This is a genomic window from Dictyobacter halimunensis (assembly GCF_036245075.1).
Genome location: NZ_BSRI01000002.1, coordinates 2128280 through 2144344 on the forward strand (window position 1 = coordinate 2128280; position 16065 = coordinate 2144344).

The 16065-nt window shown below is 54.3% G+C and carries 15 protein-coding genes; 7 read left to right on the forward strand and 8 right to left on the reverse strand.

Features of this window, described 5'->3' with window-relative positions:
• Window positions 1-57: 57 nt before the first annotated feature.
• On the reverse strand, window positions 58-1449 hold the full coding sequence (locus AABA21_RS22920) for an MFS transporter (RefSeq protein ID WP_338253922.1): 1392 nt from the start codon (window positions 1447-1449) through the stop codon (window positions 58-60).
• A 183-nt stretch (window positions 1450-1632) separates the two neighbouring features.
• Between AABA21_RS22920 and AABA21_RS22925 the strand changes: the two genes are divergently transcribed.
• The 4 genes from AABA21_RS22925 (at window position 1633) to AABA21_RS22940 (ending at window position 5524) form a co-directional block, all read left to right on the forward strand.
• Window positions 1633-2319: an ArsR/SmtB family transcription factor gene (locus tag AABA21_RS22925; protein ID WP_338253923.1), complete on the forward strand. Its 687-nt coding sequence runs from the start codon at window positions 1633-1635 to the stop codon at window positions 2317-2319.
• Between the two features lie 152 nt (window positions 2320-2471).
• A complete protein-coding gene (gene coaBC, locus AABA21_RS22930) occupies window positions 2472-3749 on the forward strand; it encodes a bifunctional phosphopantothenoylcysteine decarboxylase/phosphopantothenate--cysteine ligase CoaBC (RefSeq protein WP_338253925.1) in 1278 nt (425 codons plus the stop codon).
• A 91-nt stretch (window positions 3750-3840) separates the two neighbouring features.
• A complete protein-coding gene (locus tag AABA21_RS22935; protein ID WP_338253926.1) occupies window positions 3841-4245 on the forward strand; it encodes a hypothetical protein in 405 nt (134 codons plus the stop codon).
• Window positions 4246-4495: 250 nt separating this feature from the next.
• A complete protein-coding gene (locus tag AABA21_RS22940) occupies window positions 4496-5524 on the forward strand; it encodes an AIM24 family protein (protein WP_338253927.1) in 1029 nt (342 codons plus the stop codon).
• Between the two features lie 24 nt (window positions 5525-5548).
• Here the strand turns inward: AABA21_RS22940 and AABA21_RS22945 are convergent, their stop codons facing one another.
• From AABA21_RS22945 to AABA21_RS22970, 6 genes are all read right to left on the reverse strand, one after another.
• Window positions 5549-6289 carry an MEDS domain-containing protein gene (locus tag AABA21_RS22945; protein WP_338253929.1) on the reverse strand — a complete coding sequence of 247 codons (741 nt, stop codon included), beginning with the start codon at window positions 6287-6289 and terminating at the stop codon, window positions 5549-5551.
• On the reverse strand, window positions 6279-6641 hold the full coding sequence (locus AABA21_RS22950; RefSeq protein ID WP_338253930.1) for a hypothetical protein: 363 nt from the start codon (window positions 6639-6641) through the stop codon (window positions 6279-6281). The genes AABA21_RS22945 and AABA21_RS22950 overlap by 11 nt, the downstream gene beginning before the upstream one ends.
• A 4-nt stretch (window positions 6642-6645) precedes the next feature.
• Complete coding sequence (locus tag AABA21_RS22955) at window positions 6646-7047, reverse strand: NUDIX hydrolase (protein ID WP_338253931.1); 402 nt, start codon at window positions 7045-7047, stop codon at window positions 6646-6648.
• Between the two features lie 541 nt (window positions 7048-7588).
• Window positions 7589-8578, reverse strand: coding sequence for a uroporphyrinogen decarboxylase family protein (locus AABA21_RS22960; protein ID WP_338253932.1), 990 nt, complete (start codon window positions 8576-8578; stop codon window positions 7589-7591).
• 17 nt (window positions 8579-8595) lie between these two features.
• Window positions 8596-9315, reverse strand: coding sequence for a response regulator transcription factor (locus AABA21_RS22965; RefSeq protein WP_420917211.1), 720 nt, complete (start codon window positions 9313-9315; stop codon window positions 8596-8598).
• A 2-nt stretch (window positions 9316-9317) separates the two neighbouring features.
• On the reverse strand, window positions 9318-10907 hold the full coding sequence (locus AABA21_RS22970; RefSeq protein ID WP_338253934.1) for a sensor histidine kinase: 1590 nt from the start codon (window positions 10905-10907) through the stop codon (window positions 9318-9320).
• A gap of 145 nt (window positions 10908-11052) precedes the next feature.
• On the opposite strand from AABA21_RS22970, the gene trmD reads away from it, so the two are divergent.
• Complete coding sequence (gene trmD, locus AABA21_RS22975) at window positions 11053-11814, forward strand: tRNA (guanosine(37)-N1)-methyltransferase TrmD (protein ID WP_338253935.1); 762 nt, start codon at window positions 11053-11055, stop codon at window positions 11812-11814.
• A gap of 185 nt (window positions 11815-11999) precedes the next feature.
• A complete protein-coding gene (locus AABA21_RS22980; RefSeq protein WP_338253936.1) occupies window positions 12000-12242 on the forward strand; it encodes a hypothetical protein in 243 nt (80 codons plus the stop codon).
• A gap of 109 nt (window positions 12243-12351) precedes the next feature.
• Here the strand turns inward: AABA21_RS22980 and AABA21_RS22985 are convergent, their stop codons facing one another.
• Window positions 12352-15321, reverse strand: coding sequence for a DNA translocase FtsK (locus tag AABA21_RS22985; RefSeq protein ID WP_338253937.1), 2970 nt, complete (start codon window positions 15319-15321; stop codon window positions 12352-12354).
• A gap of 28 nt (window positions 15322-15349) precedes the next feature.
• On the opposite strand from AABA21_RS22985, the gene AABA21_RS22990 reads away from it, so the two are divergent.
• Entirely contained in the window at window positions 15350-15595 is a 246-nt protein-coding gene (locus AABA21_RS22990) for a hypothetical protein (RefSeq protein WP_338253939.1), read from the forward strand.
• Window positions 15596-16065: the final 470 nt, after the last annotated feature.

Here is a 16065-nt window from a genome sequence, read left to right on the forward strand (position 1 = left end):
AGGATGGGTAGGGCTAGCCAGCCTACCCATCCTCTTTCTTTACCGACGTCACTCACCTCAAGCTTTCTTGAGCTTCCTATCTACGAAGATCAGCGCGAGGATACAGCCACATAAGAACGCCACGCCAGCCAGCAGCATAGAGACGTGCATGCCAGGAATAGAGATCATTTTCTGTCCCACCAGCGATCCCAGAATGGCGACGCCCAGCACACTCCCCATTTGCCGGCCTGAGTTAAGGACAGCGGAGGCGATACCTGACCGATCCGCGGGCGCGGATTCTATGACGGCGGTCGTCATGGCGGGCATAGTAAAAGCCATGCCAAAACCGATGGCCAGTAGCATGATACTCAAAATGAGGAAGCTCGTTGATGGCTGTACCACTACCAGCATGAGCAGGCCGACACACCCCGTTGCCTGTCCAATCACCATCGGCCAGTATGGTCCCACACGCCCGCTCACCCTGCCTGAAAGCAGCGACGCGACCAGGACAGCACCGGTCTCCGGCAGCAGCGCGAATCCGGTTAACAGAGGCGAATAACCGCGCGCCTGCTGAAAGTAGAAGCTGATCACAAACATCTGCCCATAAAAACCGAGATTGGTAAGGAATCCAACCATGTTGGCGGCGGAAAACGTTGGTACAGAGAATAGCTTAAGCGGCAGCATTGGACTTGCCGCGCGCCGTTCAATGATCAGGAAGCTGACCAGGAACAACACAAAGGCGGCGTCGGACAACAGAATAGGCCACGAGAGCCAGCCCCATGCGCTGCCTTGAATGAATACGAGCGTTAGCGCGGCCAGCGCGATTATTCCCGTGAACTGCGCCCCCAGATCAAGCTCCCGCTGCGCTAAGCGAGGCGCGGATACGACATAACGCAGGGTGAGCAGCAAGGCAACTGCTGCTACAGGCACATTGACCCAGAAGATATAGCGCCAGCTCAGGACATGGATAAGGAATCCTCCAAGAACGGGACCGCAGATGGCGCCGATACCTCCGATACTCCCCCAGAAACCAATGGCCCGGGCACGCTCTCGCTGCGTCGAAAATGTATGGTTGAGCAGGGCCAGCGAGTTAGGGACCAGCAGGGCCGCGCCAGCCCCTTGCAGCACACGCGCTCCCTGCAAAATCCACAGGTTCGGCGCCGCGCCACAGGCTGAGGACGCCAGCGCAAACAGCACCAGCCCCCACGAAAACACCTTCTTACTACCCACACGATCGCCCAGCGCTCCAGCGGTAAGCAGCAGACTGGCAAAGACAAGATTATAGCCCGCCACGGCCCATTGCAATCCTGTAACGGTAGCATTCAACTCATGCTGAATACTCGGCAAAGCGACATTCACAATGGTCGTGTCTAAGATCACCATAAAGTAGCCCAGGCAAATGGTGCTCAGCGCAATCGCACTTTTTATACCTTTCTTTTCCTCCGCATGTGATCGTACTAAAGTATTCATCAAGCTTTATCTCCATTTTCATTGCTTTATCAGTGAGGTAAAATTGGGCCTGGAATCTTTTCGATACAGATCTTCTGAGTATAAGGCGGAAATAGTTCATGTTCGGCCGAAGTATTGGCACGTATAATAAAGACAAATCGAAAAGAACTGGATCTATAGTGTCCTCGATATGGAGACTTTGCTATGACTGGTGATACCAATATCGCCTCTGTCGCGGCGTTGCTCGCGGACCCGACCCGTGTGAATATTTTGATGGCCCTTAGCGATGGCCGCGCGTTTACAGCCAATGAGCTCTCGCGCCTGGCACGCGTAGCGCCATCTACCGCCAGCGGACATCTCGCCCGCCTGGTGGATGCGGACCTCATCAACGTTGAAAAGCAGGGGCGGCATCGCTTCTTTCGCATGAAGAATCCCGCTCTGACAGAAGTGCTCGAGGAACTGGCAACCTTTGCCCCGGCCCACTCCATTCATTCACTACGCGAGGCGGAAGTTGGTGAGGCGGTACGCAGGGCACGCACATGCTATAATCATGTCGCGGGCAAGCTAGGGGTAGAGATTACCCGGGCATTAATCAGGCAATCGCTACTCATCGAACTGGAAGATGGGTATATGCTTTCCAGGGAAGGTGAACGCTGCTTCTGTGATCTCGGCATCACAGATATACGCGTCAAAAAAGGTCAACCCATTTTCGCTCCCCGCCATATCGACTGGAGCGAACGCTACTACCACTTCGCGGGAGCGCCCGGGGCTGCCTTCACCAGGCGCATGTTTGAGCTCGGCTGGATCAAGCGCATCGCGACCAGTCGCGCCCTCTGCGTCACCGAAACGGGACAGCAAGCCCTGCGACAACATTTCGAACTCCAATGGTAAATAGCATTGCTTGAAGCGTATAGTAGATAATATATAGTAGATAATATATAGTGGTACTTCTTGGCATCACCCTTGCCGCCAAACATTTCGATATGCTATTGTAGCAGTGACCCAGCATAGCTGGTGAACCAACAGAAACAAGTAGGCTAGCCATGTTACTCAATAGGCGCATTATCGTAGGAATCTGTGGGGGAATTGCATCATATAAAGCGGTCGACCTGGTCAGCAAACTGCAACAGGCCGGCGCGATTGTAGATGTAATTATGACAGAGCACGCGGAAGAATTCGTCCGTCCACTCACATTCGCAACCATGAGCCATCGGCGCGTGTATAGCGACCTCTGGGAGGCCTCGGGAGAAGCCGCCGAGACACATATAAAACTGGCTGAAGAGGCAGAGCTGCTGGTAATTGTGCCAGCAACCGCCAACACCATTGCTAAACTGGCTTACGGGCTTACAGATAGCATGCTGACAGCCGTGGCACTGGCTACCAAAGCACCACTACTCCTGGCACCAGCGATGCACACAAACATGTACACGCATCCGGCGACACAGGCAAACCTGGCTACACTACGTGAGCGAGGCGCCTTTATCGTCGAGCCAGAAGTCGGTCGACTCGCCTCCGGCGAGATCGGCATCGGTCGCTTCCCTGAAACCGCCACCCTGCTGGGTGCCATTCAACAGGCGCTGGGACAAAAGGGCGACCTCGCGGGTCGCCGTGTGATCGTCACGGCAGGTGGAACACAGGAGCCAATCGACCCGGTACGCTATATTGGGAACCGTTCATCAGGAAAAATGGGCTATAACCTGGCGATTGAAGCACGAGATCGCGGCGCACACGTTATATTAATATCGGGACCCGTTGCATTACCCGCTCCTTATGGGGTGGAATTGCACCAGGTCGAGACAGCGCTGCAAATGCGTGACATCGTGTACGCCCTTATTACTGATGCGGATGCTCTTATAATGAGTGCTGCCGTGGCGGATTTTCGCCCAGCTCAGGCTGCAACACAGAAAATTAAGAAGACTGACAATAAGGTTGCGGGGCAACACGAAAAAGGTGAGCTCTCGGTTCATCTGGTACCCAATCCAGATATTTTGGCCGAACTCGCCGGGTTACTCGCTGATGGTGGCCATGCCGGCGCCCAACACGACGGCATATCCAGCCCACAGTTAAAGCGGCGCCTGATACGCGTTGGCTTTGCAGCCGAAACAGAACACCTTATTGAACATAGCCGGGCCAAACTACAAAAAAAGCAACTGGATATGCTGGTCGCGAACGATGTTTCGCGTTCAGATAGTGGCTTTGGCACAGACACCAATAAGGTGCTCATCTTCCATGCAAATGGTGGCATGGAAGATTTGCCTGTAATGCCCAAGACCGGCGTTGCGGCGGCAATTTGGGATCGAGTTGTGCCACTGTTAGGCTAGGCCAGGCACAATAAAGTTGGGAGGACGTGGCGCTGTGATGGGAGATTTTGTTCTAGATTTAGTGGGTACGGAAAGTACGCAGGAGGAATCCATGATGGATCGTGCTGCTAGCGCTGGTTTTGAAGGCATCGCTCAGATGCTGCTTGAGCAGAAAAAGTTAATGGACGCATTAGAGGCCGAGAATCGCGAGTTGCGCAGGCAACTCGCCGATCTTCGCCGTGGTATTGGTATTGCTGTGGTAATTGAGGGTAAGACGATCCAGCTCGCAACCGAGTCTGGTTCCTCCAGCCAGTCAGGCCAGTCTCAGGCAGCCCTGCAGAGCCTGCAGGGTATGCAGAATACGCCGCCCGCACTGCCCCCCTCGGGTAGCGGCAGTGGCACCTACAATAACAATGGGCGCCAGACCAATGGTCAGCCTCAGGTAAACCTGAACGGTGACAAGCGCGACAACAATAACAATGCGCGCAGCCCGCTGGCTGACAGCTTCGTTCTCTAAGAAGACCGATACAAAAAGAAGAGCATGACAAACCCTGAGCGCTGGGCGCTCAGGGTTTGTCATGCTCTTCTTTTGTATCGTGATATGGTGTGAGGGCGCACGCGCCCTCACACCATATCACGACCCTCTTGTATCTTCATACAAACACTGCTATTATCAAAATGAGAGTATATCCAGAACACAAATAGGATATCTCCGCCCGACAATTTCTCTCCATTACCTTGAACTGGTCTATCATAAGGAGGATTTAATGATCTGTCCTCGCTGCCACAATCCGATTGCCGATGGCGTAAAATTTTGTGGATCGTGTGGTGCACCTATTAATGGAGGCCCGGGGCCTCAAGGACCCTCGCAGTCTGGCCCCTACAACAATCCACCATCCCAACCTGGCCCCTACAACGGTCCACCATCCCAGCCGGGTGGTTATGGGAACGCACCACAGGGTGCATATACACCACCCAATCAGTTTGAAGAATATACCAACAGTATGTTCGGCAACTCGGTCCCCAAGGCTGAAGTGCACAACCCGAAAGGGCCATTGCGCATCGCAGACATGACCATCAGTATCGATGGCGAGCTGGTCCCGGTTGTTGATATCATGCTTGGCAACCAGCTATCCGTCTACTTTGAGCATCATATCCTGCTCTGGAAACATCCGGGGGTTCAGATCGGCTTTAAATCGCTCAGGGGCGCGGCACGGCGTTTCTTTGCTGGCCTGCAGGTCTTTATCAGTGAAGCCCAGGGACCGGGCAATATTTCGTTCTCACGCGATTCTGTGGGGCAGGTTGTAGCGCTACGTCTCCAGCATGGGCAAACGGTCGAGGTACGCGAACATCAATTCCTGGTCGCCACTAGCAACGTCGACTACAACTTCACTTTTGTCCAGGGAGCAGCCAACATCCTCTTCAGCCGTACCGGCCTCTTTATTGATCAGTTCACGGCCGTCAACGGCGAAGGAATGGTTCTCCTCCATGGCTACGGCAATGTCTTCGAGAAGATGCTCGCCCCCGGCGAAGCGATCGACGTAGAGCCCGGCGCCTGGCTCTGGAAGGACCCATCGGTCCAGATGCAGATGACCACCGTAGCAGGCTCACAGCGAGGAGGAGGCATCCTGGGCGCCATTGGAGGACTCATGGCGGGCGCGTCATTCACCCTCAACCGCTTTATCGGACCCGGCCGCGTCGGCATCCAGTCCATGACCTACCATCCTCCCACCGCCGAAGGATCGCCCCAGGCCGGCGGCCAGAGCAACTTCATGGGCAACATCTTTGATAACTAATTATGTGCCGGTTCAGGGGGCGCGCTAAGCGCCCCCTGAACCGGCACATAAAAAACAATCGCGGGCGCGAAGCGCCCGCCAGACCTGCAATGCGCAGAGCAATCCCCCATCACATGGCGGGATTGCTCTGCCCCCCTTATCCTTATTGATGCGCAAAATTTTGAGCATATATTGTTCTGAGTTGAGATAATAAGGGTTACGCTTGATATATTTACCCACCACCGAGATAGGATGCAGCTTCAGCATCTCCACCACCAGGCTGGGCAGCAATTTACTATGATCATAATGCATGAGAGCGATAATAGGGGCATTCTGGAAAGTAAACACAGCATCAGAGGCTGCTTCATATTTGAGAATCTGTTCTGGAGTCGCGATATCTTTAGCCAGCCAGGTCATATCCATTGATATACGCACCGCCTGCCAGCCCTCGCGCAATGCTTGCGCGATAAAAGTCTGGTGAGAAGAAAGCAAGAAATAGGGATCGAAGCGCTTCCCATTGGCCAGAAACGTTTCCCGCTCTTCACATAAAACAAGTTGACCGGACTTGACTAGCTCATCCACATCAACTTGCAGTTTCTCTAACTCTTCGCGCAACTCTTGCACCTGCGCCGGGGCGGCCGCAAAGAGGCATTTTTCATTGAGCGACAGACCCACACGCAGCAGGCGCGCGGTCACGCTGGGTATCTCTACCACTTTGCTATAGAGCTGGCAGATATGCGAGCCAGGGGGTATACGCTCAGATTTGCCTTCAACACTAAGATCCATACCTACCTCCGCTGAAATCGCTGGTCCCTGCAGATTTTTGTGCCCTCTGTCGCTGGAGTTGGAACAAGCGGGCCGAGCGATTGATCATAAAGACCACAAACCAGGCCATGAGACCAAAAATGACGATACCTCCAACAAATACCAGAAGGAGAATCAACCCTATTTTCTGCAAAGACGCATTGCTACTGAATAACGCCACGATCGGCAATGTGCCAATCAGGAGGGCAACCGGAAAAATGGTGGCCCATGAGACAATGACCCTCACTTCCTGTGCACGAGTCAAAGGCTCTTCACCGGTATAGGGGAAGAGTACACGTCTCGCGAATTTAAAGCGGGGCTGGTATTCTTGCATATTGCTACTTCTGCCCTTCCTGTTGCCGATATTGCAACCAGCGCTGTAGCATTTCTTGGGCCTGGGATAAAATATGCACTTCGTTCTGATACGTCAGGCGGCGACTGGCTTCCTGTAAGGAGAACCACTGTACAAGATCGTACTCTTGATCATGTAATGCGGTATCACCACCCACTGCTTCTAGTAAGAAATGCCGCACCTGTTTGTGATAGCGCACCTGCTCACGTACAAATGAATACGAGATACTCCCGATATAAGCAATCAATTGTACCTGCAGGCCTGTTTCTTCCTGTGCCTCGCGTACTGCCACCTGCTCGATTGTCTCGCCTGGCTGAGGCGTCCCCTTGGGTAAGGCCCAGATACCGGCGTGGCTACGCCCCACCAGCACTACTTCCATAGATACCATCTTATCGAATCCTTCACCGTTATACCCGGACTCGCTATGATTCTGTGTGAAGTCTCTGTCAGGAGAGAGCAGAGGAGCAAGGCGAAACACAACGCCACCTGCCGAATAGGCCCGCATTGTTCTATATCGCTCCATTGCTCGCGGTATACCCTCTCTATTACCACCAAAGTGCGGCGCGAGTGCACTTATTGTGTTGTTCACAGAAAGGTGGGGATACATGCACCTTGAGCGCTTTGAGCGCTCCGCCCCCTCCCCCGCCACTCCCGCTTTACAGCGCGATGTACGGCCTTCTCTGCTATTTATTAGATACTACTATACAACATTTTTCGCCCCCACTGTGGCATAATTCGCTACTGATTAGCCAGGATGGGGAAAAAATTCTATCTGCTCTCAGCTATCTCTAACCAGATCACGCCGCCAACGAGACGACTTCTCACTAGAGCAAATAGTAAGACAGGTTTCGAATTTTAAACCACGTACGCCACACGTCCAATTCACCGTTGAGAATTATGAGGAAGTATAACGAATGCATCAGCAAGTGTCAAGATAACGCACGGCGCACGGCTTCCAGGTTCTTAACGGGTGTTTCAGGCGCGATAGCACAGCCGGGCGCCAGCAGTAATCCTTGCCCCCCTGTCTGCTCTAGCACCGCGCCAATCTCATCCTGTATCTGGCCTGGCGTCCCCTGCTTGAGGGTGGTGCGCTCATTGATGCCACCCATAACCGCTTTGCCGCTGCGCAGACGGCCGTCGCGCAGATCAGGATTCCCCTCCAATTCGGGCGCCCAGCTGAGCACCTGCACAGGATAGGAAGACAGCAGGTCGAAGTAGATGTGCGATCCACAGTTGTGCAGGATGTTGAACTTGCTGCGACTCTTGATGGCGTCCAGGAACTCAAGATCATACTGCTCGCCAAATTCACGATACTGGTCTTGCGTGAGCAGTCCCTGACTGGCCCAACCATTGGTGGCGTAGAAGATGCCGCTCGCGCCCTGCTCCAGGCAGGCGATAGCATAGTTGATCAGGGTTTCGGTAATGGTGCGTAAAGCGGTATGCAGCGCGCGCCGATCTTCACGAATGGTTAAGAGCACGGGCTGATTGTTGTCACCGGCCAGGTAACGGGCGACGCCGAGGGGACAAAAGATGGTCTGGACAAAGTAGGCATCATAGCCAACTTCGTGGTTCACCAGTTGCAGGACCCGCAGTTGCTCGCCCAGCGCACCCTGGTCCGGCTCCAGCGGACGAATGCGCTTCCAGTCCGACGCACTCGTAATAGGTGTATATTCACAGATGGGTGGCTGAAACTTGTGGCCCGAGGATCGATACCTGGCCTTCCAGCCTTCAACCAGGTAGGAGGCCCGTGGATTTACCTTGACATAGTCCCAGTCATAGCGATTGAAGTTTTCGGCGACCGCTTCAGATAAGGATTGCACTCCCCATTCGCGCTCATAGTCGTGTCCCCATACACTGACGGGAACCCGGTCGACCTTTTCGCCACGCAGGACTGCATCTACGCGTTCCTTCTTGTTCATCAAGCAATGCTCTCCTGTTAATCATCTAAGGCTTTAAAGCGATATCCGACGCCACGCTCGGTCAGAATGTATTGTGGATGCGCGGGATCCTTCTCAAGCTTTTGACGCAAATAAGTAATATAGAGACGCAGGTAGTGCGACTCATCGCGATACTCGCGTCCCCAGACCTTTGATAGCAATGTTTCGTGTGTGAGCAGGCGGCCAGCATTGCTGACCAGGTGATAGAGGAGCCGGTATTCGGTTGGCCGCAGGACGACTTTCTGTCCACGCACAATGACTTCACGCCGAGCAAAATCGATCGTCAGGTCATCGTCAACCACGATCTCGGTTTTGCGCGATGGAGGAGCCATCAGGGAACGGCGCAGGAGCGCTCGGATACGCGATAAAAGCTCACGGGGACTGAAGGGCTTGGCGATATAGTCGTCGGCCCCCAGGTCGAGGCCACGGATGCGGTCCTGCTCGCTCTGCCGTACCGTCAGCATGATCACCGGGACGGTCGAGACTTCGCGAATGGCTTTGAGGGTTTCAAAACCGTCCATCTCCGGCATCATGACGTCCAGCACGACCAGGTCGGGCAGATTCTCGCGTAGCTCATCCAAAGCTTCTATACCGTTACTGGCCTCAAGCACACGATAGTGCTCCAGTTCAAGATTCATGCGCACAAGATCGCGGATGCGCGGCTCATCATCCACGATCAAAATAGTCATGTCACGCTGATCAAATACTTCCTGTTCCATCATCAAAAAACCACCATCGGCAACGGCGCTTTCTCCTCACGCGGTAAACTAAACGAAAAAGTTGAACCCTGACGCAGGGTGCTTTCGACCCAGATGCGCCCTCCATGTGCCTCAATAATCGCTTTACAGATGTACAGACCCAGACCCGCTCCGGGCGTCGCCTGGGAAAGTGGCTCTCCCACACGGTGAAAACGGTCAAAGATCTGCGCCTGCTCACGCAGCGAGATGCCCATGCCTGCGTCACTAACGCTGACAATCACTTCTTCTCCGGTTGCATAGCAGGCAACGGTAATCTCCGCCTCACCTGGTGAGTACTTGACGGCGTTATCCAGCAGATTCTGGAGCACTTCTTCGATCCGTTCGCGGTCGGCCATGACGGCCGGTAGATGCGGAGGGATCGCAAGCTCGATCTTGACCTCGGGATGTTTGGCGCGCAGGCGCCGGGCCATACTGCGAATCAGATTATCCAGGTCGAGTGTGGTGATGTCCATCTGCAATCCATGCGCCTGAATGCGCGAGGCATACAGCAGGTTTCCCACCAGCTTGTTCAGGCGGTCCGCCTCTTCTTCAATCGCCACCAGGCGCGAGCTAATGGTCTTGCTATCAAAGCGGGCATCGGCGCGCGCCAGCGTAGATGCGTACCCCTTGATGATGGCGATCGGCGTTTGCAATTCATGTGAAATAACAGAGATAAAGGTTGAGCGTTGCTCCTCCTGCTGTAGCTCACGCGTCAGGTCGTGCACGTTTAAGATACCATTCATAGGCTCTCCACGCGCGGAACGGACACAGGAGACAGTGATCGCGACCGTGAAGCGCTGCCCATCGCGGGCGCTGATAACCATCTCGCGATTGACCACCTCCTGGCCCGCGAACGCCTGCAGGACCGCCGAATCCTGCAATCCCAGGTCGTTGCCCTGCCGATCCTTTGGTCGCAGCACTTTAATATAGAACTGCCCCAGTACCTCTTCTTCGCGCCATCCGGTCAGACGTTCCATGGCGGGATTGAAATCGATGATGCGTAGAGCGTTATCAACCGTCAGGATACCTTCGGTACTATATTCAAAGATAGCAGCCAGGCGACCCTGCTCTTTTACCAGGGACTGAGAATGCAGGGCGAAGCGCAGGCTACCCGCGAGTTGAGTCGCGAACAGGTGGAGCGCCGATTGATCAGCATCTTCATCACCGCTGTAACGCTCAAAACACGAACGCCGCGTGGCCAGGCGCAAGAAATACAGAGTTCCAAGTGGGCCCGCTTCATCATACAGGGCCAGCGAGCAACATTCAATCCCCCGCCCCTCTACCACTTCTTCCGCCAATCCCAATTGCCTGGCAATCTCTGGTGGTATCGTCTCTACAACGAGAGGATGCAATGTGCTCGGCTGCATGCTCTCCTGCACATAGGCCAGTAGAAACGGCACGGCATCCTTATCTAAATGATACAGTGTATATTCAGCACTACTCTGTGGGTCAAACGCCTCGTTTGAGACCACAAACACACCCGACTCGCCACGCAGCAATTGTATCGCTCGACCCACCAGAACCGTCATTTGATCGAGAGGATCTTCTACGTGCTGCGGCTGGGACCAAGACATAACAGACTCCGCGGTGGAAAATTATCAACTGGTCTTTCCAGGAACGAGGTATACGTCCGAAAAGCTTTTTGCATCCAGGCCATAGACTTGCCAGTACGAGGCAACGGTGTTATTGTAACACATATACGTAGAGGTGAGTAGACACATGCATTTCGACATTTTCACGCTTTTCCCCGCCATGTTTCAGGGTCCATTTACGGAAAGTATTCTGAAACGAGCACAGGAGCGAGATCTCTTGAGTATCGCTCTGCACAATATTCGCGACGTGACGACCGACCGCCACCATGTGGTCGATGATTATCCCTATGGTGGGGGGGCCGGCATGGTTATGAAGCCCGATCCCATCTTCAATGCCATTGAGGCGGTCCACCAGGGTGGACCCATCATCTATTTGACGCCCCAGGGACGGCTGTTTAATCAGCAGATCGCCCGCGAACTGGCCCAGGAGCCGCGCATCACCCTCCTCTGCGGCCACTACGAAGGCATCGATGAACGTGTCTGCGAACACCTGGTAACCGATCAGATCTCCATCGGCGACTACGTATTGACCGGCGGCGAGCTGGCGGCCATGATCATTGTGGACGCCGTCAGCCGACTGCAGCCCGGAGTCCTGACCGAGGGCTCGGCCGCCGACGAATCCCACAGCAATAACCTGCTGGAATATCCCCAATATACGCGCCCGCCCATCTTCCGCGGCTGGGGCATCCCTGATGTGCTGCTCTCGGGCCACCACGCCAACATCGAGCGCTGGCGCCGCAAAGAAGCCATTCGCCGCACCCGCGAGCGCCGCCCCGATCTCTTCGCCAGGCTCGACCTCAGCAGCAAACAGGACAAAAAAATTCTCAAGGAATTAGAAGAAGAGGCCCGGGCATCCACCCCCACCAACCCAACACCATATGGCGTTTAATATGTGGATGAAAATCGGGGGTGCAGAGCACCCCCGATTTTCATCCACATATTAAAAACTTGCGACACAGTTGAGACATCTCTGCAATTAAATTCCAACATTTCCCTTTTACACTATTAATATCACGAGAAACAAAAACCAGACAGCCTGCGCGGCTGCCATTCAGGTAAAGGGAAATAAGAACTATGCAACTATATGAATTTCTGCCAACAACTAACTTACAGCATAAAGAACCCATTGTATACGGTATGGTCAGAAAACTGGCTGATCTACAACATACGGTGATCTCTCATCTGCCAACCCAGAAATTAGCGGATGCCGCCATACAGCCGCCCACCACCGATCAAGACGAGATAGACTATAATACGGCATTGAACCTCTCTTCAGTGCCCATGCTGTACTGGGAGCAGCAGTCACAACTGCGATAGAGAGCAAAAAAGCGGCGCGGTCCATTAGTGGTCTTTACATCCAGAAGCAAAAAGGAAGCTCACAGGGCGCCATGGCGCCCTGTGAGCTTCCTTTTTGCTTCTGGATTATCTACATGTCCATTTCGTCATCGTCGATGGGCGGTGGATTATGAGAGAAGCGCGAAGCCTGGTTGCGCAGGAACTCGTTGCGCGCCTTCTCCTCATCCATAATGTCGTCGGCCTCATCGGCCAGGCTATGTCCATCGCCTCCGCCACGTGCACCATGGTCATAGACTTCGCGCGCGCGTCCTCCATCGACCGATTGGCCGATGATGCCATGCTGCTCTAACAGGTCGATCAGGCGGGCGGCACGCGAGTAGCCGATCTTGAGCCGCCGCTGGAGCAGCGAGATAGAGGCCCGGCCCTGCTCACGCACAACATCTTCTGCCCGGTCCAGCAATTCATCCTCAAGTTCAAACTCGTCGGGATGCTCGACTTTGAGTTCCCAGCCGGGCTCGGCCTGCGATTGCTCGTTGGCGGCCTGGGGATCAACGCCCAGGGCCAGCGCATGCTGCACAATCTGCTGACGCCAGAAGTCGGCCAGGCGTTGGGCCTCATCATCGCTCAGGAACGCACCCTGAATGCGCTCAGGGCGTCCCGCGTCGGCGGGCAGGTATAACATATCTCCACGGCCCAGTAGCCGCTCAGCGCCTCCCATATCGATAATGGTGCGCGAGTCAACCGCTGAGCTGACCATGAATGAAATACGGGTCGGAATATTGGCTTTGATCAGGCCCGTGATGACATCGACCGATGGACGCTGGGTGGCGACCACCAGGTGAATGCCGGTGGCGCGGGCCAGCTGTGCCAGGCGACAGATCATGCCCTCAACCTCTTCCGGCGCCGCCATCATCAGGTCGGCCAGCTCGTCGATGATAATAACAATGGCAGGCAGATTGTTTAGACTGGTGTCGCCCTGCGTCAACTTCTGGGCGCGCAGCTTGCGATACCCTTCCAGATTGCGCACACCAAGCTGTGAGAAGAGCCGGTAGCGGCGCTCCATTTCAGCAATGGCGTTTTTGAGCAGGGAAACCACTTTCTCGACCTCTACTACGACCGGTGAGAGCAGATGGGGGATGCCATTGTACATATTTAATTCCACCATCTTGGGATCCACCATCAGCAGCCGCACGTCATCAGGTGTGGACTGCATCAGGATACTGGCGATAATAGCGTTGATCATCACGCTCTTACCGGCTCCCGTGGCACCCGCGATCAGCAGGTGCGGCATCTTGGCCAGGTCGCCCACCCTGACCTGGCCCGCGACGTCTTTGCCCAGGCCAATCGAAAGCTTGGACTTGGCATTAGCAGCCTGGAACTCTTTGCTCTCCAGTACCTCGCGCAACATGACCAGACGGCTATTCTTGTTGGGAATCTCAACGCCAACGTAAGGACGGCCAGGCACAGGTGCCTCCATACGAATGGTCTTGGCCTCCAGCACCAGGGCCAGATCGTTCTGCAAAGCCATGATGCGGCTGACCCGTGTACGCGTCTCGTATACGATCTGCCCCGAAGCGTCACGCACCGGCACCATCTTGCCGCTCATCTCATCCACGATCATCTGTGGTCGGCCCGTGGGACGAATACCAAAGCGAATAATGGTTGGGCCTATGCTGATATCTTCCTCGCGTACATCGGCCTCCACACGGAAACTGCGCAGCGTATCCTGAATCAATTTGGCCAGCGCCGCCGTATCCTCGGAGTAGATCTGCTGCTTGGCATTATCGGGCGCCTGTAACACATCCAGCTTCGGCGGCTGCCAGCTGGACTTGATATTCGGCGTATTCATGCTGGCCACGGCATTGGCCATCTTTTTCGAGCCAGACCTCGATTTGGGGGCGGGCGGAATCACGGGCATGGCTACGCTGGCCTGCCGCTGTACCGGGGCGGGCGCCACAACTGGTGGATTGGGCGCTACCTGGCGAATCTTTCTACCAGAGTCGCGGGGATTTGGCTCCAGCAATAAGGGCTCATTTCCCGGTGCTGGCTGGAGCACGATATCATCATCGATCACGGTTTGATCATTATGATCATCAAATGTCAATCCCTGATGGTCATCAAATGACAACGCCTGCTGGTGCGCTCCCCGCGTCGCCCCTGTATGATCTGTGATATCTAATGGCTGCGGATCATGAACGCCTCGCGGCACCATGCTAACATGGTGCTTATGCAAATTAATATCGTTTAGCGGATCCTCATCATCAAAGTAATAATTTTCGTCTTCGTACTCGTATTGCTCGGGCTCCATAGCGATTGTCTTATCGCTATAGTCATCGTAGCTGTTGAAACCGTCATCGTAATAAATCTCTTCGTCCACCAATGGGGCCGCCGGCTGTGGCTGCTTCGAGGCACGAGCCGCCTGGGGCGCCTTGCCGGCACGCGATGCCAGTTGCCGCCGCGAAGGCGTCGATGGCAGCTCCAGCTCAGCCTCGGGCTCATCCATATCCTCGGAATCATCCAGAGCCGCTCGACTGGCCGCGCTATAGCGGCTGAACTGTGGCCGCTGGCCCAGAAAACGCGATGGGGCCGCCTCGGACTCCTCATCGTAATCATCTTCGCCACGAGGGCTATCGCCGATAATGCGCTCGATAAAGCGATATACCATCATCACATGGGCAAAAGTAATGCGGAACGTAAAAATCGTCACCACCAGGATAAGTCCGATAACCAGTACATGCCCGACCGCTGGCGGCCAGCCCTGGAACGGCATAGCCAGCACATCAGCCAGCGCGCCGGCGGTGAGCGGACCCATAATCAAGCGGCTCTCCAGCAGCACCAGCAGGCATAGTACCACCAGGCCAAATACCATCGAATTGCGAATCAATTTCTCATTGCGCAAACTCTCGTACAGCCGCGTCACCGCGAACAGCACAAAGCCAAACGACAGCACATATGCCGACCAGCCAAGAAAGACCAGAAAGAACTTGCCGATATTGCTCCAAATCGGTGCCGAACTAAGAACAGTCAAAGACGAGAATAAAAGTAAAGATAATACAAGTAATAATGAACTAGAAATGCGCTGCTGTTGATTTGGAGACAAACTATTCCACTTATCCAGTATAAACTGGATGAATGATCCACCTCTGGCATCACTGGGTACTGAAGGAGTTCGTGAAGACCTGGATGAACGGGAAGATGACGACTTACCAGTGCTCTTTCCCCCCGGGCCCCAGCATCCTGGCGGCCGCGTACAGCTTGTCTTGACGCACCACCACTCCCACTACTGCGCGAACCCTGCTTTGACGACGCAGAGTTCGAACGCTGTTCAACCCGTTGCGAGCTTATTGAACCTTGTCCCCCAACAGCTCGGCTAGCGCGCGAGTAGCCACGATCGAGGCTTGGCACGACCCTATCGCCCTTACGCCTCGCTTCTGCTTTGCGATCGCTGGCTGCCATGTTGCTGGTTCCCTCCTTTTCTAAGAGTCAGACAAGTGTATAATAGCCCAAATGTTCCACAGAAGCAATAGAAGATAGCTCGGACGTTCGCTGACAGAACGATGTAGAATCTATTTATGACGCATAATTCCTTTGATATTTCCACCACCATGAACCTGTTTTTCCTATCAATGACCCACTTGCCGGGCGTAATACAACCTATAAATATAAACAGTCTCCAGCCTGACAAATTACTGATTACATCAGACTCTCTATTACTATACGGAAACACGGCCCGTTTCGATGGATATACTATATTCAAGCCGCAATTTCCCATTATAAATGCACTTTACTTCCATTATATAGTAAGGGATTACCTTTGTCTCTCCAGGTATGGGCGCTTCGCGCC

Excerpts from the sequence above, each read along its gene's own strand:
- AABA21_RS22920 (WP_338253922.1), bottom strand. The coding sequence starts at position 1,449 with ATGAATACTTTAGTACGATCACATGCGGAGGAAAAGAAAGGTATAAAA.
- AABA21_RS22925 (WP_338253923.1), top strand. The coding sequence starts at position 1,633 with ATGACTGGTGATACCAATATCGCCTCTGTCGCGGCGTTGCTCGCGGAC.
- coaBC (WP_338253925.1), top strand. The coding sequence starts at position 2,472 with ATGTTACTCAATAGGCGCATTATCGTAGGAATCTGTGGGGGAATTGCA.
- AABA21_RS22935 (WP_338253926.1), top strand. The coding sequence starts at position 3,841 with ATGATGGATCGTGCTGCTAGCGCTGGTTTTGAAGGCATCGCTCAGATG.
- AABA21_RS22940 (WP_338253927.1), top strand. The coding sequence starts at position 4,496 with ATGATCTGTCCTCGCTGCCACAATCCGATTGCCGATGGCGTAAAATTT.
- AABA21_RS22945 (WP_338253929.1), bottom strand. The coding sequence starts at position 6,289 with ATGGATCTTAGTGTTGAAGGCAAATCTGAGCGTATACCCCCTGGCTCG.
- AABA21_RS22950 (WP_338253930.1), bottom strand. The coding sequence starts at position 6,641 with ATGCAAGAATACCAGCCCCGCTTTAAATTCGCGAGACGTGTACTCTTC.
- AABA21_RS22955 (WP_338253931.1), bottom strand. The coding sequence starts at position 7,047 with ATGGTATCTATGGAAGTAGTGCTGGTGGGGCGTAGCCACGCCGGTATC.
- AABA21_RS22960 (WP_338253932.1), bottom strand. The coding sequence starts at position 8,578 with ATGAACAAGAAGGAACGCGTAGATGCAGTCCTGCGTGGCGAAAAGGTC.
- AABA21_RS22965 (WP_420917211.1), bottom strand. The coding sequence starts at position 9,315 with ATGGAACAGGAAGTATTTGATCAGCGTGACATGACTATTTTGATCGTG.
- AABA21_RS22970 (WP_338253934.1), bottom strand. The coding sequence starts at position 10,907 with ATGTCTTGGTCCCAGCCGCAGCACGTAGAAGATCCTCTCGATCAAATG.
- trmD (WP_338253935.1), top strand. The coding sequence starts at position 11,053 with ATGCATTTCGACATTTTCACGCTTTTCCCCGCCATGTTTCAGGGTCCA.
- AABA21_RS22980 (WP_338253936.1), top strand. The coding sequence starts at position 12,000 with ATGCAACTATATGAATTTCTGCCAACAACTAACTTACAGCATAAAGAA.
- AABA21_RS22990 (WP_338253939.1), top strand. The coding sequence starts at position 15,350 with ATGAATGATCCACCTCTGGCATCACTGGGTACTGAAGGAGTTCGTGAA.